At 45.6% G+C, this 20,589-nt stretch carries 19 protein-coding genes and 1 riboswitch; of the genes, 1 reads left to right on the forward strand and 18 read right to left on the reverse strand.

Translation table 11 applies throughout. The features are described 5' to 3' along the window. The 11 genes from rlmN to GXP75_RS01540 all read right to left on the reverse strand — a co-directional run bounded on the left by rlmN (position 1) and on the right by GXP75_RS01540 (position 12,422). Positions 1-1,092 carry a dual-specificity RNA methyltransferase RlmN gene (gene rlmN / locus GXP75_RS01490; protein WP_010788574.1) on the reverse strand — a complete coding sequence of 364 codons (1,092 nt, stop codon included), beginning with the start codon at positions 1,090-1,092 and terminating at the stop codon, positions 1-3. Between the two features lie 3 nt (positions 1,093-1,095). Further along, positions 1,096-2,439, reverse strand: coding sequence for a 16S rRNA (cytosine(967)-C(5))-methyltransferase RsmB (gene rsmB, locus GXP75_RS01495; protein WP_242555998.1), 1,344 nt, complete (start codon positions 2,437-2,439; stop codon positions 1,096-1,098). Next, complete coding sequence (fmt, locus tag GXP75_RS01500) at positions 2,436-3,380, reverse strand: methionyl-tRNA formyltransferase (protein WP_214914644.1); 945 nt, start codon at positions 3,378-3,380, stop codon at positions 2,436-2,438. Before fmt ends, rsmB begins: the two co-directional genes overlap by 4 nt. 4 nt (positions 3,381-3,384) lie before the next feature. Beyond that, complete coding sequence (def, locus tag GXP75_RS01505; protein WP_003328997.1) at positions 3,385-3,867, reverse strand: peptide deformylase; 483 nt, start codon at positions 3,865-3,867, stop codon at positions 3,385-3,387. Positions 3,868-3,892: 25 nt separating this feature from the next. Beyond that, a complete protein-coding gene (gene priA / locus GXP75_RS01510; protein ID WP_106044942.1) occupies positions 3,893-6,310 on the reverse strand; it encodes a primosomal protein N' in 2,418 nt (805 codons plus the stop codon). Then, positions 6,307-7,527, reverse strand: a complete 1,221-nt coding sequence (coaBC, locus tag GXP75_RS01515; RefSeq protein ID WP_242555999.1) for a bifunctional phosphopantothenoylcysteine decarboxylase/phosphopantothenate--cysteine ligase CoaBC — start codon at positions 7,525-7,527, stop codon at positions 6,307-6,309. The genes priA and coaBC overlap by 4 nt, the downstream gene beginning before the upstream one ends. Positions 7,528-7,617: 90 nt before the next feature. Continuing rightward, the gene (gene rpoZ, locus GXP75_RS01520; RefSeq protein ID WP_003329001.1) at positions 7,618-7,821 is read right to left on the reverse strand and encodes a DNA-directed RNA polymerase subunit omega; all 204 of its coding nucleotides are present in this window, start codon (positions 7,819-7,821) and stop codon (positions 7,618-7,620) included. Between the two features lie 3 nt (positions 7,822-7,824). Next, positions 7,825-8,439, reverse strand: coding sequence for a guanylate kinase (gmk, locus tag GXP75_RS01525; RefSeq protein ID WP_003329002.1), 615 nt, complete (start codon positions 8,437-8,439; stop codon positions 7,825-7,827). 7 nt (positions 8,440-8,446) lie between these two features. After that, positions 8,447-8,716: an extracellular matrix/biofilm regulator RemA gene (gene remA, locus GXP75_RS01530; RefSeq protein ID WP_003154355.1), complete on the reverse strand. Its 270-nt coding sequence runs from the start codon at positions 8,714-8,716 to the stop codon at positions 8,447-8,449. Between the two features lie 76 nt (positions 8,717-8,792). Continuing rightward, a complete protein-coding gene (locus GXP75_RS01535; protein WP_003329003.1) occupies positions 8,793-9,668 on the reverse strand; it encodes a YicC/YloC family endoribonuclease in 876 nt (291 codons plus the stop codon). Positions 9,669-9,749: 81 nt separating this feature from the next. Next, complete coding sequence (locus tag GXP75_RS01540; RefSeq protein WP_061571527.1) at positions 9,750-12,422, reverse strand: calcium-translocating P-type ATPase, SERCA-type; 2,673 nt, start codon at positions 12,420-12,422, stop codon at positions 9,750-9,752. Positions 12,423-12,546: 124 nt separating this feature from the next. Here GXP75_RS01540 and GXP75_RS01545 point away from each other — a divergent pair, with 124 nt between their 5' ends. Then, positions 12,547-14,259: an Rqc2 family fibronectin-binding protein gene (locus GXP75_RS01545; RefSeq protein ID WP_214914656.1), complete on the forward strand. Its 1,713-nt coding sequence runs from the start codon at positions 12,547-12,549 to the stop codon at positions 14,257-14,259. A gap of 98 nt (positions 14,260-14,357) precedes the next feature. Here the strand turns inward: GXP75_RS01545 and GXP75_RS01550 are convergent, their stop codons facing one another. The 7 genes from GXP75_RS01550 to GXP75_RS01580 all read right to left on the reverse strand — a co-directional run bounded on the left by GXP75_RS01550 (position 14,358) and on the right by GXP75_RS01580 (position 20,176). Beyond that, the gene (locus tag GXP75_RS01550; RefSeq protein WP_242556273.1) at positions 14,358-14,846 is read right to left on the reverse strand and encodes a precorrin-2 dehydrogenase/sirohydrochlorin ferrochelatase family protein; all 489 of its coding nucleotides are present in this window, start codon (positions 14,844-14,846) and stop codon (positions 14,358-14,360) included. Then, a complete protein-coding gene (locus GXP75_RS01555) occupies positions 14,827-15,612 on the reverse strand; it encodes a sirohydrochlorin chelatase (RefSeq protein ID WP_242556000.1) in 786 nt (261 codons plus the stop codon). Before GXP75_RS01555 ends, GXP75_RS01550 begins: the two co-directional genes overlap by 20 nt. 1 nt (position 15,613) lies before the next feature. Then, positions 15,614-16,387 (reverse strand): uroporphyrinogen-III C-methyltransferase, encoded by a 774-nt coding sequence (gene cobA / locus GXP75_RS01560; RefSeq protein ID WP_003329008.1) that lies wholly within the window; start codon positions 16,385-16,387, stop codon positions 15,614-15,616. A gap of 208 nt (positions 16,388-16,595) precedes the next feature. Further along, complete coding sequence (gene cysC / locus GXP75_RS01565; protein WP_061571523.1) at positions 16,596-17,189, reverse strand: adenylyl-sulfate kinase; 594 nt, start codon at positions 17,187-17,189, stop codon at positions 16,596-16,598. 12 nt (positions 17,190-17,201) lie between these two features. Beyond that, positions 17,202-18,350 (reverse strand): sulfate adenylyltransferase, encoded by a 1,149-nt coding sequence (gene sat, locus GXP75_RS01570; RefSeq protein ID WP_242556001.1) that lies wholly within the window; start codon positions 18,348-18,350, stop codon positions 17,202-17,204. A 48-nt stretch (positions 18,351-18,398) separates the two neighbouring features. Next, positions 18,399-19,463, reverse strand: a complete 1,065-nt coding sequence (locus GXP75_RS01575) for a sulfate permease (RefSeq protein WP_010788562.1) — start codon at positions 19,461-19,463, stop codon at positions 18,399-18,401. An 11-nt stretch (positions 19,464-19,474) separates the two neighbouring features. Next, positions 19,475-20,176, reverse strand: a complete 702-nt coding sequence (locus GXP75_RS01580; RefSeq protein ID WP_010788561.1) for a phosphoadenylyl-sulfate reductase — start codon at positions 20,174-20,176, stop codon at positions 19,475-19,477. A gap of 230 nt (positions 20,177-20,406) precedes the next feature. Continuing rightward, positions 20,407-20,512: riboswitch (SAM riboswitch) on the reverse strand. Positions 20,513-20,589 lie beyond the last annotated feature (77 nt).

Raw genomic sequence — 20,589 nt, forward strand, 5'->3', positions numbered from 1 at the left:
TCACCTCGTCTCGTCTTGACGCTCCTTCGCGCGAAGCTGACCGCAGGCCGCGTCAATGTCATGGCCTTGCTCTCTTCTGATCGTGACATTTACTCCGTGGGATTTCAACGTTTTTTCAAAAGCAAAGATCTGGTCCTTTGGCGTGCGGACATAATCACGTTCAGGCACATAGTTGACAGGTATTAAGTTGACGTGGCATTTCACGCCTTTTAATAACTCTGCAAGCTCTTCAGCATGTTCGACCTGGTCATTCACACCGCCGAACAGGCCGTACTCAAAGCTGATACGTCTGCCGGTTTTTTCAATATAGTATTTGACTGCCTCCATTAAGTCAGGCAGCTTATACGCCTTGTTAATCGGCATCAGCCGGCTTCTGATCTCCGTATTTGGCGCGTGCAGAGAGATCGCGAAGTTAATTTGCATTTGCTGGTCTGCGAAATCGTAAATTTTCGGGATGATTCCGCTCGTTGACACCGTAATGTGGCGGGCTCCGATATTTAATCCTTTATCATGATTAATGATTTTTAAGAAAGCAAGCATTTCATTAAAATTATCAAATGGCTCGCCGATTCCCATAATAACCACAGAACTGACGCGCTCATCTGTTTCATCAAGCGCTTTTTGGACTTTTACTACTTGAGCAACGATTTCGCCTGCTTCAAGATTACGTTTCAGTCCGCCGAGTGTCGATGCGCAAAACGTACAGCCGATGCGGCAGCCGACTTGGGTCGTTACACATACAGAATTGCCATATTCGTGTCTCATTAAAACGGTTTCGATTGTGTAACCGTCATGAAGTTCGAATAAAAATTTCATTGTTCCATCCTGAGATGTTTGCTTCACCGCAGTTTTCAGCGTTGTGAGCACGAAATGGCTGCTTAATTTTTCACGCAGGCTTTTTGAAAGGTTTGTCATGTCTTCAAAAGAAGACACTCGTTTTTCATAAAGCCATTCAAAAATTTGTGCGGCGCGAAACGGTTTCTCTCCGTTTTCAGTGAGCCATGTTTGAAGTTCATCTAATTCAAAAGAATAAATGGACGGGTTTTCTGTCCGCAATTCTTTTCTGACTTTTGTTTGTTTTGATTGTGTCATTGCTTATCCCTTCTTTCTCATGCTGCAAATAAAGAAACCATCTGTTCCGAAATAGTGAGGAAGGATTTGAAGGCTTCCACCCCGAACAAAAGGTCTCGCCTTTTCAGGCAGCCGCTTTTCAAGAGACAAATCGGGTTCAAATTCAGGATGTTCTTGTATAAACGCATGGATTACTTCTTCATTTTCTGTCCGGTCCATTGTACACGTACTGTACACGAGTGTGCCACCTTTTTTTACTAATGGAGCGATTTCCCTTAAAATTGACAGCTGAATCTTGGCAAGGCGTGCACTGTCTTCAGGGTTTTTGCTGTATTTCATGTCGGGCTTTCTGCGGATAACCCCGAAGCCTGAGCACGGAGCATCGACGAGAATGCGGTCAAACTCATCATCTTGAAAGGCTTCCGATGCTTTGCGGGCATCCATTGCCTCAGGCTTGATGATTGTCAGTCCGAGTCTATTTGCAGATTCTTTAATCAGCTTCACTTTATGCTCGTGAAGGTCTAGTGACAAGACCGATCCTTCATTTCCCATTCGTTCAGCGATATGTGTTGATTTCCCTCCCGGAGCCGCGCAGGCATCCAAAATGGTTTCTCCTGCTTCAGGACCAAGCGCTCGTGCGACAAGCATCGAGCTTTCATCCTGAATGGACACGTCGCCATTTTTAAAGAAACGGCTTCCCGCTATGCTTCCTTTTAGAAGCTTTACTGCGTCAGGGGACAGGTCGCCTTTTTCAGCTTCTATCCCTTCGGCTGCCAGAGATTCAAGCAACTCATCTCTGTCTGTTTTCATTTGATTGACACGAAGGGTTTGCTTAGGCGGTACAAGGTGAATGCGGCAGATTTTTTCAGCTGCGTCAAACCCATATGCTTCCGCCCATTCTTTAACAAGCCATTCCGGATGGCTTGTCTCTGTCGCAAGCCGGGTGACAGGGTCATTAATGGCTTCAAATGACGGAACGCCTTCACGCTGTACAGAGCGGAGAACGCCGTTGACAAAAGAAGCAATTCCTTTATGGCCTCTTTTTTTGGCGATTTCTACCGCTTCATGAATGGCTGCCCTGTGCGGAATCTTTTCTAAATATTCCATTTGATAAAGGGAAAGCCGAAGGAGCTGAATGACCCATGGCTTCACCTTAGCCGGTTTGTTGATAAACGGCTTGAGCTTATAATCCAGCGCCGTTTTGTTTTGCAGTGTCCCGTATACCAGCTCAGTCAACAGGCCTCTGTCCTGATCGCTGAGCTCATTCGATTTAATGACAGACTTGAGCAGCAGATTGCTGTAGGCCTGATTTTGATCCAGTTTCATCAGCGCTTCAAGCGCAATGTCGCGAACATTATTTTTCTTCATTGCTTTACTCCTAATACTTCTCCAGTTTGCACATTTGCGCCTCTGACGAAATCCTCGCCTTTCATGCGCTTTTTACCTGCCGGCTGCAGTTCGGTTACTAACAAGGCTGTTTCATTGCCAGTTGCGACTACGATTCCATTCTCCTCAACGGCAATAACGGTTCCCGGTTCAGCTTTCTTTTGAGCGGGTGTTTTTTTCGCCGACCATATCTTCAGGTTTTGGCCGTTAAGCGTCGTATATGCGACAGGCCAAGGATTCAGTCCGCGCACTTGGTTATAAAGATCTTCGCCGCTTCTCGACCAGTCAATCAGTTCCTGCTCCCGTTTAATGTTCGGGGCGTAGGTCGCTTTCTCTTCGTCTTGCTGAATCGGTGTTACGTTCCCTTTAATGACGTCAGGAACGGTTTGAGATAAAAGTTGTGCGCCGGCTTTGCTTAATTTGTCGTGAAGCGTTCCGACGTTATCGTTCTCTTCTATGTCCACTTCAATTTTAGAAAGCATGTCGCCTGCATCCAGTTTCTCCACCATGTACATGATGGTAACCCCGGTTTTTTTCTTGCCTTGCAGAATGGAATAATGAATCGGAGCCCCGCCCCTTAATTCCGGCAAAAGTGATGCGTGCACGTTAATACAGCCATATTTCGGACTGTCGAGCAGCTTTTTAGGCAAGATTTGTCCGAATGCCGCTGTTACAATCAAATCGGGTTTCAATGCGAGCACTCTTTCAATTTCTTCATCCTGTCTCACTTTTTCAGGCTGAAGCACCGTTATTCCATGGCGCAGGGCCTCTTCCTTAACAGGCGGAGGTGTCATAACCTTTTTCCTTCCTTTCGGCCGGTCAGGCTGAGTGACGACCCCCACAACTTCATATCCTTCATCTATAAGCGTTCTTAAAACAGGAACAGAAAAATCAGGCGTTCCCATAAAAACGATTCTCGTCATCCAATCATCCTTCCATATCCGCTAGTTCGTCTTCTGTATAATACTTGCTTACTTTTGAAGTGAACAGCACACCGTCCAAGTGATCCATTTCATGCTGTACAGCTCTTGCTAAAAAGCCTGTCGCTTCAAAAACAAACGGTTTACCCTGACGATTATAGGCTTGTACTTTCACATAATCGGGACGGGTAACCTCCCCATATAAATCAGGGAAACTCAAGCAGCCTTCAATTCCCGTTTGTTTGCCGCCGCTTTCAAGAATTTCTGGATTAATCAAGTCGATTCTGCCGCTTTCTTCGCCGATATCCACAACAGCAGCTCTTTTCAAAATGCCAATTTGCGGCGCTGCCAATCCGACACCGTCCATTTCAAGCATCGTATCGTACATATCGTCAAGCAGCTTTTTTAATTTTTTATCAAAAACAGTCACAGCCTCCGCCGGTGTTTCAAGAACCTCCGCAGGATGTGTGACAATTGGTTTTACCGCCAAAATAAAGCCCTCCAACACGCAGATGTTACATCATCATATAAGGATTCATATCAATTGAAATCGTTACATGCTTTTGTTCAATATCGCGTTTATAATGTTCCAGTATCTTCTTTAACACTTCTGACAACTGGTTTTCCTGTTTGTATTTTATCACGCATTGATAGCGATATCTATCTTTGATCCTGGCAATCGGCGACGCGGCAGGTCCGAGGATTTTCGTGTCAGCGCCGCAGTTCGCTTTTAAATAATGGGCGATTTTATCGGCTATGATTGCCGTTTTCGCCACTTCCTCATGGGAAACAGTCACAAGGGCCAAATAATAATACGGCGGGTAGGACTGTTCTCTCCTGTGCCCCATTTCCTGCTGAAAGAAAGATTCATAGTCATGTGTTTTTGTCAGCTGAATGCTGTAATGGGACGGAGTATATGTCTGAATGATCACCCGGCCCAGTTTTTCATGCCGTCCGGCCCTCCCGCTTACTTGCGTTAATAGCTGAAAGGTTTTTTCGGCTGATCTGAAATCAGGAATATGAAGTGTTGTGTCAGCGCTGAGAACGCCGACAAGGGTCACATTGGGAAAATCAAGCCCCTTTGCAATCATCTGCGTACCGAGAAGAATGTCCGCTTTTCCTTCCCCGAAAGCTGATAATAGCTTTTCATGAGATCCTTTCCGCGATGTCGTGTCCACGTCCATCCGTATCACCCTCGCATTCGGCAGCACCTTTGTCAGCTCTTCTTCCACTCTCTGCGTTCCCGTTCCGAAAAAACGGATATGCTCGCTCCCGCATTCCGGACAAGTATTCGGAACCGGTTCTTCATGACCGCAATAATGGCATTTGAGTCTCTGGCCGTAACGATGATAGGTCATGGAAATATCACAGTGCGGACATTGCGGAACATAACCGCAGTCCCGGCACATGACAAATGAAGAATAGCCCCGTTTATTTAGAAACAGCACCGCCTGCTCACCCTTTGCGATCGTTTCCTCAAGCTGTTCCATCAGTTCTAAGGAAAACATAGATCGGTTGCCGCCTCTGAGCTCTTCCCTCATGTCAACAAGAGAAACTTCAGGCATCACCTGCTGATTGACACGGCTCTTTAATGACAAAAGTTCATAAACTCCTTTTTTCGCACGGGCAAATGATTCCAGTGTCGGTGTGGCGCTTCCCAAAACGACCGGACAGCTATGGTGCTCAGCCCGTTTGATGGCCACCTCTTTCGCATGATAACGCGGCATTTCCTCCTGCTTATAGGATGATTCATGTTCTTCATCGATAATGATCATGCCGAGATTTTCAAACGGAGCGAAAATCGCTGACCTGGCGCCTACTACAAGACGGACTTCATTTCGGTGGATTTTTCGCCATTCATCATATTTTTCCCCGGTGGACAGCCCGCTGTGCATAACCGCGACCTGGGAGCCGAAACGGCCTTTAAACCGGTTGACCATTTGCGGCGTCAGCGAAATTTCCGGGACGAGCACGATCGCCTCTTTTCCTTTCGCAAGCACTTTTTCAATTGATTGCAAATAAATCTCTGTTTTACCGCTTCCCGTAACGCCATGAAGCAGAAATACTTTATGCTCGTCTTGATCAAGCGTTTCCCGTATCGACTCGTATGCTGCACTTTGCTCATCAGTCAGCGCAAGTGGCTTCGTTTTTTTGAACATTCTGTCCTGATATGGATCTCTGTAAACCTCTTCCTGGCTTTCCTGAAGCACTCCCTTTTGGATGAGGGTTTTCAGTGTGGCCGCGCTTGTATTTGTCTTTTTGCAAAGGTCCGCCGCAGAAAGCTTTAATCCTTCCTGGCCGGAGATGAAAAAATGAAGAACCGCCTGCTGTTTGGAGGCGTTTTGACTCAGCCCCGCAGCCTGCTTGGCAAGCTCCTCTTTTGGCACTTTTGCCTGTATCATTCTGATCATCTTTTTATTCGTTTTTTGCTTTACTTGATATGTGACATCTATATTGCCCTTTTGAACACATTTTTGGATGAGCTTTAACGTCTCGCGGTCGGGAATATCCGAATATAACAGGCTCTTACGCTCGGAAAACAGCCGCTCAATTTGCGGCGGAAGGGGGTCATCACCCGATATTTTCAATTCCTTTTCATATTTTGCCTTTAGTGCCGCCGGCAGCATAGCCTGAAGCGCTGTTATTTTAAATGAGAGTGTTTTGTCTGACAGCCACGAGGACAGATCCATAAGCTCTTTTGTCAGAACGGGCGTCAGGTCTAATAAATCCTCTACTTCCTTGACAGACTTTCCTGCGAGATCAGAAGTTTCTTTGACGGCAGTCACAAAGCCTTGAATTTTACGGGGACCAAACGGGACAATAACACGCATGCCTGTTTTGATCATCCCTTTTAGATTTTCCGGAATTTTGTAATCAAAGGGCCTGTCGATGTTTTTTGTGCTGACATCCACGATGACTTCTGCAAAATTCATGACCGCTCCACGCTCTGTTCTGAGAACACAACAATTTCTCTGAAAATTTCTAGAGAGACGTCAAATTTAGACAGCATCGGCAGCTCGCGTCTGCGCCCGTCTTTGAAAAAGAACGTGACAAGGTTTGTATCAGCGCCAAAGCCGGCACCTGCTGTTTTCACATTATTGGCTACGATCATATCAAGATTTTTCGTGTCGAGTTTTTTTCGTGCATAATGCTCGACGTCTTGTGTTTCTGCTGCGAACCCGACTAATATCTGCCGCTGTTTTTTCCCGCCAAGCTCTTTTAAAATATCCCCGGTCCGTTTCAGTTCAATAACAAGCGAGCCGTCTTTCTTTTTCATTTTATGGTCTGATACTGATTTTGGCGTAAAATCGGCAACCGCAGCCGTTTTAATGACGATGTCGCTTGAGTCGAACACAGAGAGCACGGCCTCACGCATATCCGCGGCAGTCTGGACGCTGATCAATTTATGCAGCCCTTTTGGCGGATCGATGGATACCGGGCCTGAGATCAGGGTCACACTCGCTCCGAGGCTAATTGCGGCCTCTGCCGCGGCATAGCCCATTTTCCCGGTCGATTTGTTTGTAAAGAATCGAACCGGATCAACAGGTTCACGCGTCGGACCAGCTGTGATGACAACATGCTTTCCCTGGAGCGGAGCGTTTGTCTCTTCTGAAAAATGGCTTTCAGCGAGCTTCACGATATTCTCTGGTTCTTCCAATCTTCCTTTTCCGACGTACCCGCATGCTAAATAACCTTCACTTGGCTCAATAAAACGAAAGCCGTCTTGGTATAGGACTGAAATATTGCGCTTGACCGCCGGATGGTCATACATATGCACATTCATGGCCGGCGCAATCCAAACGGGTGCCTCCGACGCTAAAAGCGTTGTTGTCAGCATGTCATCTGCCAGCCCGTTGGCCAATTTGCCAATAACATTGGCTGTTGCGGGGGCGACGATGATGAGATCTGCCCAATCAGCCGCATCAATATGGGATATGACGCTTGGATTTTGTTCTTTAAATGTGTCTGTATATACTTCATGGCGGCTTAACGCCTGAAAAGTCAGCGGAGAGACGAATTGACATGCCGATTCCGTCATAATGACTTTTACGTTTGCTCCGGCCTGGACGAGCTTGCTCGTTAACGCACACGCTTTATAAACGGCAATTCCTCCGCTCACACAAAGTAATATATTTCGATTATTAAGCAATGATTTCTCCCCCTTTTTTACACCGTTCACACAAAACCTTCGGAAAAAAATAACAACCTATACTTGTCATAGGTTGCTACTTGTGTGCTGCTATTCGCGGTCTTCCTTTTCAATCAAAAGCAGGCCGGCATCAATTTCTTCCAATGCTTTGCCTACATATTTGTGTGAAATGGTATGCTCAATCTGCTGGTCTTTTTTGATTTGCATTTCACGCGCGCGTCTTGCAGAAACAGTCACCAGTGTGTATTTTGAATCTAATTTATTCATTAATGAATCGATTGACGGATCTAACATAAGTTATTCTACCTCCAGCATTTTCTTATATCTCGGAGCAATGCGTTCACGCTTTAAATGCTCCGCGAGGACAATCGCTTTAATTTTTTCGCAAGCTGTCTCAATGTTGTCATTTTCAACGACATAATCATAAGCGTCCATCATTTCGATCTCAGCCTTAGCAGCTTTCATCCGATTTTCAATCAGGGCGTCCGTCTCGGTTCCTCTTGTGACAATTCTGTTTTTCAGTTCAGAAAGGCTCGGAGGCGCCAGGAAAATAAACAGACCTTCCGGGAAAGCGTTTCTTACTTGAAGCGCGCCCTGTACTTCGATCTCCAAAAAGACGTCTTTTCCCTCTTGGAGCGTTTGTTCGACATAATCGACTGGCGTGCCGTAATAATTTCCGACATACTCAGCCCATTCAAGCAGCTTGTTGTTTGCAATCATCTGCTCGAACTCATCCCTTGTTTTGAAGAAATAATCGACTCCGTCTGTCTCTCCCGCTCTCGGGCTTCTCGTCGTCACTGAAATCGAATATTCAAATTTTGTATCCTCTTGTGAAAATATTGCTTGCCTTACCGTTCCTTTACCAACTCCTGAGGGACCTGAGAGAACGATTAATAACCCTCTTTCTTTCATGCGGCAATTATCCCTGCCCTTCATCCATAATTTCTTCTTTAACTGAAAGTCTGTGTGCAACTGTCTCAGGCTGGACGGCAGATAAGATAATGTGATCACTATCCATGACGACAACTGCACGGGTTCTTCGTCCGTATGTAGCGTCAATTAGCATTCCGCGGTCTCTTGCATCCTGAATCATCCGTTTTATTGGCGCAGACTCCGGGCTGACAATCGAAATCATCCGATTGGCGGAGATGATATTCCCAAATCCGATATTAATCAGTTTAATCGTCATCTTCTACGTTCCCCCTGTAAAATAGACGTCTCTAGTCTAGCCTAGAGAGACCGTCTGTAAACAATACGCACAGTCGCTATTCTATATTTTGCACTTGTTCTTTTATTTTTTCAATAGAACTTTTCATTTCGACGACAAGCTTTGTGATCTGATGATCATTTGCTTTTGAGCCGATGGTGTTTACTTCACGGTTAAGCTCCTGTACGAGGAAGTCGAGTTTCCGTCCGACAATTCCTCCTTCAGCCAATATATCACGGAATTGTGCGAAATGGCTCTTCAGCCTGGTAATCTCCTCCGTAATGTCAGAACGATCCGCAAAGATGGCGCATTCCGTTATCAGCCTGCTCTCGTCCAGCGCATCTTCCGTCCATTCCTTCATCCTGGTGTACAGCCGCTCCTGATATTGTTTCACAACCGCGGGAGCATGCGCTTTCACCTGGGCGGCAAGCGTTTCAAGCCGGTCGAGATGTTCGAGGCAGTCTTCCTTTAGAAGCAGCCCTTCTTTTGTCCGCATCTCACAAAGGCCTTTCACCGCTTCCTCAACGGCCTCCGTTAAAAATTCCTCAAGCTTGTCGTGCTGTGTTTGTTTTTCACGGATTTGCACCGCTTGCTCTAACTGTAACAATTCCATAACACCAGGTTCAGCGGTTAAGCTGTAGCGTTTTTTCATTTCACCGGCAGCGGTGACAAACTCATCCAGCAGCGCCCAATCAACCTTTACGCTTCTCTGTACAAGCGACTCGCTGTCAACGGATACAAAAAGCTCAATTCTGCCGCGCTGTATATTCTGTAAAATAATCTGTTTCAGTTTATCTTCTAAATATAGCAAAGGCCTGGGCAAACGAGCATTGACTTCTTTGAACCGGTAGTTCACAGATTTCAACTCAACGGTTACAGAGAGATCATCTTGTGTTTTGCTTGCTGTGCCGAAGCCTGTCATACTTCGTATCATATCAAACACCCAATTCTTCCCTGTTCTCAAAATAAAAAGGCAATAGACATGCTATTACCCCTAAGATTATATCATACGAATTTATTTTTTTCTTGTCAAAAGTGACCCGGCCAGCAAAAAAGTAGGAATGGCCGACATACCGATCACCAAAAGCCAGTCTCCAGGTTTTATCGGAACGGTGTGGAAAATCGGCTGGAGCGCAGGATAGTAGATGACGATAACCATGAGCAAAATGGATGACAGAACCGCTCCTATTAAATATAGATTTTCAAACGGATTTCTATCAAAAATGGACGTTTCGCTTCTGCAGTCAAAAACATGAATCAGCTGGGCAAGCACCAATGTCGCAAACGCAACCGTCTGGGCATATGCTAAATTTTCAGGATTGCGGTGATACACGATAATGAAAGCCAGCAGTGTTGCGATACCTATTAAGAACCCTCTTGATATAACCTTCCATCCAAGCTTCCTGGCAAAAACCCCTTCTTTCGGCTGCCGCGGCTTCCGTTTCATCACGTCGCCTTCCGGCTGGTCCATCCCGAGCGCCATGGCTGGCAGTCCGTCCGTCACCAGGTTCACCCACAAAATTTGAATCGGGACCAGCGGCAGCGGCAGTGCCAAGAGCATGGCAAAGAGCATGACTAAAATTTCTCCGACATTTGATGCCAGCAGGTACCGGACAAACTTTCTAATATTTTCATAGATATTCCGGCCTTCTTTAATCGCTGATTTGATGGTTGCGAAATTATCATCGACGAGAACGAGCGATGAGGCTTCTTTCGCTACATCTGTTCCTGTAATACCCATGGCCACGCCGATGTCAGCCTGTTTGATGGCAGGGGCGTCATTTACTCCGTCACCTGTCATGGCGACGATGTGGCCGTTTTCCTGATACGCTTTTACAATTTTCAACTTATGTTCAGGAGATACACGGGCAAATACATACACGTCATCGACAACACCTGCAAGCTCTTCGGCTGAAAGCTCATTGAGCATTTGGCCGTCCATGATTTTTCCGCGTTTCGGAAGCAGGCGCAAATCTTTCGCGATTGCTTTGGCGGTTTCAACATGATCACCCGTTATCATGACCGTTTTAATTCCCGCTTCCCGGCATTCTTTAATTGCCTGTCTGACTTCCGGCCGCGGCGGATCAATGATGCCGGAAAGCCCAAGCAAGGTCAGGTCTTTTTCAGCCTGCTCCATCGTCGGTTTTTCCCCGGCTTTCAGCGGTTTAAAGGCAACAGCGATCGTTCTGAGCGCTTGCGAAGCCAAATCTTTCAATACGGCATCCGCTTCTGACTTTCTCCCTTTAGTAAAAAGTTCAGCCGATCCCTCGTAAAAAATGTTGGCGGAACGCTGCATCAGTACATCTGGTGCGCCTTTGGTGATCACGAATTGTTTTTTGTCCCTGTCCTCCACGATGACAGTCATCATCTTGCGGTCGGAATCGAACGGAAACTCTTCTATCACCCGGTAATGAGATTGTACAAAGTCATTAGAAAATCCAGCTTTTCTTGCTGCCGTCAGTAGAGCCCCTTCTGTCGGATCGCCGTCAAGAATATATTCGCCGTCTTTTTTCTCAATAATCGATGTGTTACACAGCGCGCCATATAATAGCATCTGCTGAAGCGGTTTATGATGGTCTGCGCTTGTTTCTTTTCCGTTAAGTGTAAAAGCCCCTTTCGGCTCGTAACCGACTCCTGATACATTCCATGTCTTCCCGCCTGACCAAACGTGTGTGACTGTCATTTTATTCTGGGTCATGGTGCCCGTTTTGTCTGAACAGATAATAGACGCGCACCCGAGCGTTTCAACGGCAGGCAGTTTTCTGACAATCGATTTTTGTTTAATCATCCGCTGTACGCCGAGTGACAAAGCCACTGTGACGATTGCCGGCAGCCCCTCCGGAATGGCGGCTACTGCCAATGATACACCCGCTAAAAACATACTGTACAGGTCATGTCCTTGAATGACGCCGACAGCTACGACAAGAACGGTCAGCAGCAAAGCAACGACGATTAAGATTTTCCCCAGCTGCTCCAGCCTTCTTTGCAGCGGTGTAGAAAAAGTTCCCGCTGATTCAAGCATGTCAGCGATTTTTCCCATAGCCGTCTTCATTCCTGTGCCTACAACAATGCCGACACCGCTTCCTCGCGTGACGATCGTCCCCATAAAGGCCATATTTGTAATATCACCAAGCGAGACATCGGGCTTTTTTAACTTATCCGCATGTTTGACAACCGGCAGGGATTCTCCGGTTAATGCGGACTCTTCAATTTCAAGGCTCTTCGCCTCGACAATCCGGACATCTGCGCCAATTCGGTCGCCGCTTGCAAATTTTACAATATCACCGGGCACAAGCTCTTTTGAAGGGATTTTCGCCCAGCTCCCCTCCCTGAGCGCCATGACATGCGGTGTCGATAACTCTTTTAAAGCTTGCAGCGATTGTTCAGCGCGCCTTTCTTGAAAAAACCCAAGTATACCATTGACAAATACAATCGCAATAATAGCGATTGCGTCTACATATTCGCCCAGAAAACCGGAAATGAGAGTCGCCGCAAGCAGCACAAGCACCATAAAATCCTTAAACTGTGAGAAAAACAAAACAAGCGCTGATGTTTTTTTGCCTTCTTGCAGCTCGTTTGGCCCGTGCGTTTCGAGGCGCTTTTTCACCTCTTTCTCTGTTAAACCCTGTTTCATGGACGTGTTTGTTGCTTCTACCAAATCGGTTTGTTCCATTTCATGAAACTTCATTCGACTCGTCCACTCCCCTGCTTTCTTTAGAGATATCACTCTATAAGCAAGCTTATTCTGACTCGTCCCATTTCATGCTATAATTATCGAATGCAGGATTTAATAAGAAGAGGGTGTTTTGCATATGTCGTTTGATGGCATGTTTACATACGGAATGACACACGAATTAAATGAACGGATTACAGGGGGACGGATTACAAAAATCCATCAGCCTTTTAAACATGATGTAATTTTTCATATCCGGGCCAACGGAAAAAACCAAAAATTATTATTATCAGCCCACCCAAGCTATTCACGGGTGCACCTGACAAATCAGACGTATGAAAATCCGAGCGAGCCGCCTATGTTTTGTATGTTGCTGAGAAAGCACATCGAGGGAGGCTTTATTGAAAGCATTGAACAATCAGGCATGGACAGAATTATGATATTCCATATTAAAAGCCGGAATGAAATCGGGGACGAAACCTTCCGTAAGCTTTATGTTGAAATTATGGGCCGCCACAGCAATATTATTCTTACGGACGGGCTTGAAAATACTATTATAGACGGGCTTAAACATTTATCACCGTCTGTTAACAGCTACCGGACTGTGCTGCCGGGTTATGATTATAAAGTGCCGCCCGCGCAAAATAAGATGTCTCCTTTGGAGGCAACTGAGGATGATATTCTGCGGCATCTCAGCTTTCAAGAAGGCAAGCTTGACAAACAGATCGTTGATACGTTTTCCGGTGTCTCCCCGCTTTTTGCAAAAGAAGCTGTTTTCAGGGCCGGACTCGCTAACAAAGTCACATTGCCCAAAGCGCTTTTGGATCTCTTTGGCACAATGAAAGAATGTAAGTTCGCACCAGAACTTACAACGGCAAACGGGAAGGAATATTTCTATCTTCTTAAGCTGACCCACCTGAAAGGGGACGGACGCCGTTTCGATTCGCTCAGTGAACTGTTAGACCGTTTTTATTTTGGAAAAGCAGAGCGTGACCGGGTGAAACAGCAGGCTCAGGATCTTGAACGTTTTGTGGCGAACGAACGGAAAAAGAACGCAAATAAAATCAAGAAACTGGAAAGAACACTTCAGCATTCCGAGAACGCAAAAGAATATCAGCTCTATGGAGAACTGCTGACAGCCAATTTGTTCAGGCTGAAAAAAGGCGATAAAGAGGCCGAAGTCACAAATTATTATGAAGAGGAAAGCCCGCTCATCACCATTCCTCTGAATCCGAACAAAACGCCTTCCGAAAACGCGCAAGCCTACTTTACAAAGTATCAAAAGGCGAAGAACTCAGTTGCTGTCGTAAAAGAACAGATCAGCCTTGCAGAAAAAGAGATTGAATACTTTGATCAGCTCATTCAGCAGCTGTCCTCCGCCTCTCCAAGAGACATAAGTGAAATACGGGAAGAGCTTGTGGAAGGAAAATATTTGCGGCCTAAGCAGCAAAGAGGACAGAAAAAACAAAAGCAGCACACGCCTGTTCTAGAAACATATGAATCCTCAACAGGACTTACTATTTTGGTTGGGAAAAACAATAAACAAAATGAGTATTTAACAACAAAAGCCGCTGCAAGAGACGATATTTGGCTGCATACCAAAGATATCCCTGGTTCTCACGTAGTGATCCGAAACAGTGATCCGGATGAGCAGTCCATCCTTGAAGCAGCTACGATCGCAGCCTATTTTTCTAAAGCAAAAGAATCCGGCTCTGTTCCGGTGGATTATACAAAGATCAGACATGTGAAAAAGCCAAACGGCGCAAAGCCTGGTTTTGTCACTTATGACAGCCAGCATACCGTGTTTGTAACACCAGATGCTGATGTCGTGATCCAGCTGAAAAAAAGCTGATGTTTTGTAGATGTAAGGACTGACAGCATAGCATTCTTTCGCTCTGCTGCTTCGTAATTTGATCAAGGACAAAGAACTGCCGTGTATGCGGCAGTTCTTTATGTATTTCTTCTTTTTTTATATAGTCTCTCAACCTCAAGAATACATTCCTCGTCAACCAGCTGATCAATTTTTTCTGCAAGCAGCTTTGTGTGCTTCGGGCTGGCTCCATTTGTGGAAACTGAAACCTTAATATGCCCTTTTTGGACGATTTTCGGCATATACACGTTGCCAAGCTCTGCGGCACTCACACAATTGACAAGCTGAGAAGGAGAGGCGTTCTTTGCGATCTGCTCATTGACGCCTGCGTCATCTGTAGCGGCAATAATCAGAAATGCCTCGCGGAGGTCTTCTTGGTCAATTTTCCGCGGTATCCAACGGATCTGATGTTCCTCTGCCATCACCTTGATTTCAGGCAGCGCGCGCGGACTTATCAGGGTGATATTCGCCCCTTCGGTAAGCACCGTTTTCACCCTGCGCAGGGCAATCTTTCCGCCGCCCGCTATTACGACCTTCCTGTCACGCAGGCTAATGTGAAGCGGCAGCATATAAACCTCTGTCAAAATAAAACTGACCGTTTTGATTTTCTATGGTTTCATTCACACGATGTAAAAAGGCGGTTTTTACATGAGGATGAAAACCGAGATATGCGGCGAGATAGATATGCGGATTAACGTCTCGAAGCTTTTTCACTTCTTTCTCAATCTCACTCATCAGCATACCGGTGAACAGCAAGTACGGCACAACAAAGACCGGAGTGCCGTCACCTTGTTTCAGTTGTGAAAAAACGTCCCGATAATTCGGTTTGCACGCGGTTAAAAAACAGGGCATTACTTCTTTGACAGGCGCCATCCGTTGAAGGCGCTCGGCGATTTCTGTGACATCTTTTTTCACGGCGGGATCTGAACTCCCTCTGCCAATCAGCACGACTCGTGCGTTTTCATAAGGAGCGCCTGTTTCTTCTAAACGATTGCACACTGCTTTAACCACTTCATCGTCTACCCCGATCGGCTTTCCGTATGTGATGTTGACTGCAGGATAACGTGCGGCAGCGCGCGCAATTTCTTCGGGAATATCTTTTTTTGCATGAGCTGCCGTTAAAAGAAGCAGAGGCACCACCGCTATGTGAGTGGCGCCTTGCTTTATACATGTTTCAAAGCCCGTATTAATTGACGGCTCCTGCAATTCTAAAAAACTGATTTCCTGAATTGGCGCGGAGACATGCGCCTTGCATCCTTTTAAAAATGCTGCCGCTTCTTTTTGCGCCTGTTTCAGCCGGCTTCCATGACCAACGTATAATACTGCTTGTTTCATATTACAGCGCCTCGCTCAAATCTTGTTTTTTTACATCTGATTCAAACCATTCAAGCTTATAATGAAAATTCACAACATCACCAACGACAATTAAACTCGGATTCTTGATGTCTTTATTTATCACTGTTTCTGAAAGAGTATCCAATGTACAGATGACAGATTTTTGTTTATCCGTTGTGCCCCAATGGATAAAGGCTGCCGGTGTCGCACCGTCACGCCCGTTTTCTAGAAGAAGCCTTTCAATCTGCCTGACATTTTTGATTCCCATATAGATCACAAGGGTATCAATACCTGTCGCCAGCGCTTTCCATTTTTCCTCAAAGTTTTCTTCTTTTTGATAGTGCCCTGTCACAAATGCCACGTTTGAGCTTGCATCCCTGTGAGTGACGGGAATGCCGGCGTAAGCCGGTGCTGCGATGCCTGAGGTAATGCCCGGCACAATCTCAAAAGGAATCCCGTGTTCGGCAAGGCTTTCCGCTTCTTCTCCCCCTCTGCCGAACACAAAAGGGTCTCCGCCTTTCAGCCTTACGACGGTTTTTCCCTTTTTAGCATACTTCACCAGAAAACGATTGATGGTTTCCTGCTTCATGGTATGAAGATCCGGAAGCTTTCCGCAGTAGATCAGGTCGGCTTGTTCTTTAGCATATTGTAAAATATCTTTGTTTACTAATCTGTCGTATAAGATCACATCAGCTTTTTGAATAGCTTTCAGTGCTTTGATCGTCAGTAAATCAGGGTCTCCGGGACCTGCTCCAACGATATATACTTTCCCCATCAGCAACTCCCCCCGATCAGTTCGAAATCTTCCAGAACATATATCGTTCCGTTTGTTATTCTTTTCAGCCAGACAGATTTCAGTCAGATCGTCTTCATTCAATTTCATTCGCAGCAGCCCGAGCTCCATAAAGCTGGCAAAGATGAAATTGTCTTTCCTGTTTGTGAACTTGACATCTCACAAATAAAATTGATTCTGTCCTACCCTTTTAGTTCAGGTTCTTTTTCACAAATTCGATCAGCTGATTTTTGCACTCTTCGCGCTCATTTTGTCCTGAATCCAGAACGAGCTCCGGCGCTTTCGGCTCCTCGTACGGTGAATCAATGCCTGTAAAAAATGGAATCTCACCGTTTCGCGCTTTTTTATAGAGGCCTTTCGGATCTCTTTGTTCACAAATATCAAGGTCGCATTTAATGTAGATTTCATGAAATTCGCCCTCATCAACCAGCTGGCGAACCTGCTTGCGGTCTTCACGGAACGGCGAGATAAAAGCTGTAATCACAATGGTGCCCTGCTGAACGAAAAGCTTTGCAACTTCTCCGATTCTGCGGATATTTTCTTTTCGGTCTTCGTCAGAAAAGCCCAGGTCATTGTTTAAGCCATGGCGGATATTATCCCCGTCGAGCACAACCACTTGATAGCCCTGTTCAAACAGTTCTCGGGCTGCTGCATTAGCGATTGTTGATTTGCCAGAACCGCTCAGCCCTGTCAGCCAGAGAATAGAGCTTTGATGTTTATTTTTTTGCTGATATTCTTCTTTTGTAATTGAGGCTTCATGCCATACGATATCACGATTCGTCAATGTTGCTCCTCCTTAGGACACGCCTGCTTCTTCTTTTTTCTTTAATCCTTTGATCAATACTTCAACAACGTGAGACCGGCTGAATTCTGCAGGCGGCATGATACCGTCTCTCAGCATTTCCCTCACTTTTGTGCCGGATAAAATGACATGATGTTCCCTGCCGTGCGGGCATGTTTTTGCAGTCGCCATGTTTCCGCATTTTTCGCAGAAAAAGCTGTGTTCGAACTTCATTGGCGTAATGCCGAGTTCTTCCGGTGTGAACTGTTCGAAAAGCTCTTGAGCCTCGTAAGTTCCGTAGTAGTCGCCGACGCCGGCGTGGTCGCGGCCGACGATGAAATGGGTGCAGCCATAATTTTTTCTTACGAGTGCGTGGAAGATGGCTTCTCTTGGACCTGCATAACGCATCGCAGCTAAAAATACGCCAAGGAACACTCGATCTTTCGGATAATAGTTTTCGAGCAGCACCTGATAGCTTTCCATACGCACATCAGCCGGAATGTCGTCTGATTTTGTCTCTCCGACAAGCGGGTTCAAAAACAAACCGTCTACTGTTTCCAGCGCTGTCTTTTGAATATATTCATGCGCTCTGTGAACAGGGTTCCTTGTTTGGAATCCAACAATCGTTTTCCAGCCGTTTTCAGCGAACTGGCGTCTCGTCTCCTGCGGTTCAAACGTGAACTCAGGGAATTGCTTTGAAGCTTTCTTAATCAGCGTAATCGGCCCACCGACATACGTATCGCCGCGGCTGAAAAGTTTTTTCACACCCGGATGCTCAGGATCATTTGTTTTATAAACATTCACAGCTTCTTTTTGTTTATCAGGCACGTACAAGTCTTCAATCTGTACGATGCCGTATGTTTCTCCTTCATACGTTAACTTTACAGTTTCACCGATTTCAAGTTCTGCCGCTTTTTGCGAATCAACCGGCAGTGTAATTGGAAGAGTCCAGACAACACCAGATGACAAACGCATGTTTTCAACAACTGACACGTAGTCTTTTTCAGTAAAGAAGCCTTCAATCGGACTGTATCCGCCTATCCCAATCAGTTCCAAATCAGCAAATGAAATTAAATCAAGCTCTATTTCTTTCTGAATCTCTTTCACATTATACGTCTCATTTACGCGATTAACTAATGTTCCTCCGTGCGGTGCTAAACTCATAATTTATATTTCCTCCTAGTTAACAGATAAATAAACTCAGATTAATAATTAAATTCCTCCGCCCTGCTCATGAACCGAGCGGCTCTCTTTACGGATGGCTTTCATCAGACTGACTGCGCCGCCGGCTGCTAAAAGCACGCTGGCCATCATAAAGACTGAATAATAATCCCCTTTCAGAAACAGGGATACAAGCAGATATGATATGGATAATGATAAAAACGGCGAGACAACCCAGACTTTCAGCATGGTTCTTACCACTTGTTTATGAAATACATTGGGCCCGTTTTTCGCCATTCCAATTCCGATAATAGACGAAGACGTGACTTGTGCGAGCGGCACCGGCAGACCGAATACAGAGCTGATAATGACCAGTCCGGCTCCTGTTCCGGATAGCAGAATGCCTTCCCCTTTTGAAAATTTCGTTATTTTCTTACCGTTGGTTTCTAATACACGCCCGCCTAATAACAGTGCTCCAAGCGCTACAAATATTCCCCCGTACAAGGTACCTTTTGTTACATCTAAAACACCTGCGGCAACCAACGGGCCTACAGCGTTGGCGACGTTGTTCATTCCTGCCGAAAAGGCTTCGAAAAATCCGGCAAACAACAGGATAATTCCAAGTGTTTTTTGCTTTCTGGAAGATTTCACTTCAATCTTAAAGAATTGAAACAGCTTTGAAACGAAAAATGTGAAACAAAATGCGACAAACGGAACGAGAATCCAAAATACAACGATCATGAGTAAATTGTTCAGAAACAATACTTTATATGCCACTCCTACACCGACAACTGCTCCGACCGTTACTTCACTTGTTGATAAAGGAATCCCCAGTATATTAGCCGTAAAGAGCGATAATGCCGCAGCGCCGATAATAATACAAACGATTGTCAATGTAATCGATTGTTCCGGTATAATGCCAGAGCTGATTGTTTTCACTACCTCGCCGCCGCCGATGACGGCACCCGATAACACCCCGGCCGCACATATGAGCAAAGCGTACAGTTTCTTTCTGACAGCTCCTGATCCGTAAGCAACTCCCATTGAAGCCGCAGCGCCGCTTGCTCCGATATTGATTGCGAAAAACAAGCTAAATAAAATAGCGGCTAGTTCCATTGCGCAGCTCCTTACTCATGCAATCCGCATTCCGTTTTCGCCGAACCGTTCCATCTGCCGGCACGCAGGTCTTCCGCAGTAAACGCCGGTGAGGTGCAAGGCTCACAGCCTATGCTCGGATATCCTTGATCATGCAATGGGTTGTAGTCTAATTCATTCTTGGAGGTATATCTCCAAATGTCTTTCCATGTCCAATGGATAAGCGGGCATACTTTAATTGATTTGAATTTTTCATCTTTATTTAAGAAGTTTGTATTGGCGCGGCTTGGTCCTTGATCCCGGCGCAATCCAGACAGCCATGCCGGATGACCTGACAGCGCTTCTCTTAACGGAACAACTTTTCTGATATGGCAGCACTTGTTGGGCTCTCGTTCCCACAGCTTATCTCCGTGGGCCTCCGCTTGCTCTTCTACAGTCAGATCCGGTTTTTTCAAAATGATATTCAGGCCCGGATAACGTTCTTTGACACGCTCAATCGTTTCGTACGTTTCTTTGAAATGCAGGCCTGTATCAAGAAATACGATTTCCGCATCTTTTTTCACTTTATAAATTAAGTCAATAAGGACGATTCCTTCAATACCGAAGCTGCATGCGTAAACAAGCTGATCGCCGTAATGGCCGTACGCCCATTTTAATACTGACAGCGCACCTTTATAAGAATCATCTTCTTGAAATGTAATAGTCGGCTCTTCCCAAGTTTCATACGTAAACATTTTTCTTCCTCCTTTCGGAGACAAACAAACAGTCATTTTCTGCCGGTTGTCTTTACCAATAGTGATTTTAAACATCAGAATAAAGAGTAAGTATGGTTTGTTTTATAACACCTTTTCTAGAAAGATATTATTTCCGGCTGTTGCCAATCCCCACTTGGCAGCCCCTCCTTGCCTCTCTTAAAATAAAAAACTTTCAATCCAGCGGAAAGAAAGAAAGGAACTGCATGGCGCCCTTATCTTCCAAAATGGAATACATTTTGCTGGAAGTAGCACCTTACATCTTATGCAGGTTGCCGGGCTTCATAGGTCCAGTCCCTCAGCCGCTCTTGATAAGTTTTCTAGGATTTGTATTAAATTTTAGCACAATTCTAACAAATGTCAACCCGAGTTTTTTTATAGGATTAATAAAAATA

This window comes from Bacillus sp. HU-1818, from assembly GCF_022695965.1.
In the GTDB taxonomy this organism is placed as follows: domain Bacteria; phylum Bacillota; class Bacilli; order Bacillales; family Bacillaceae; genus Bacillus; species Bacillus atrophaeus.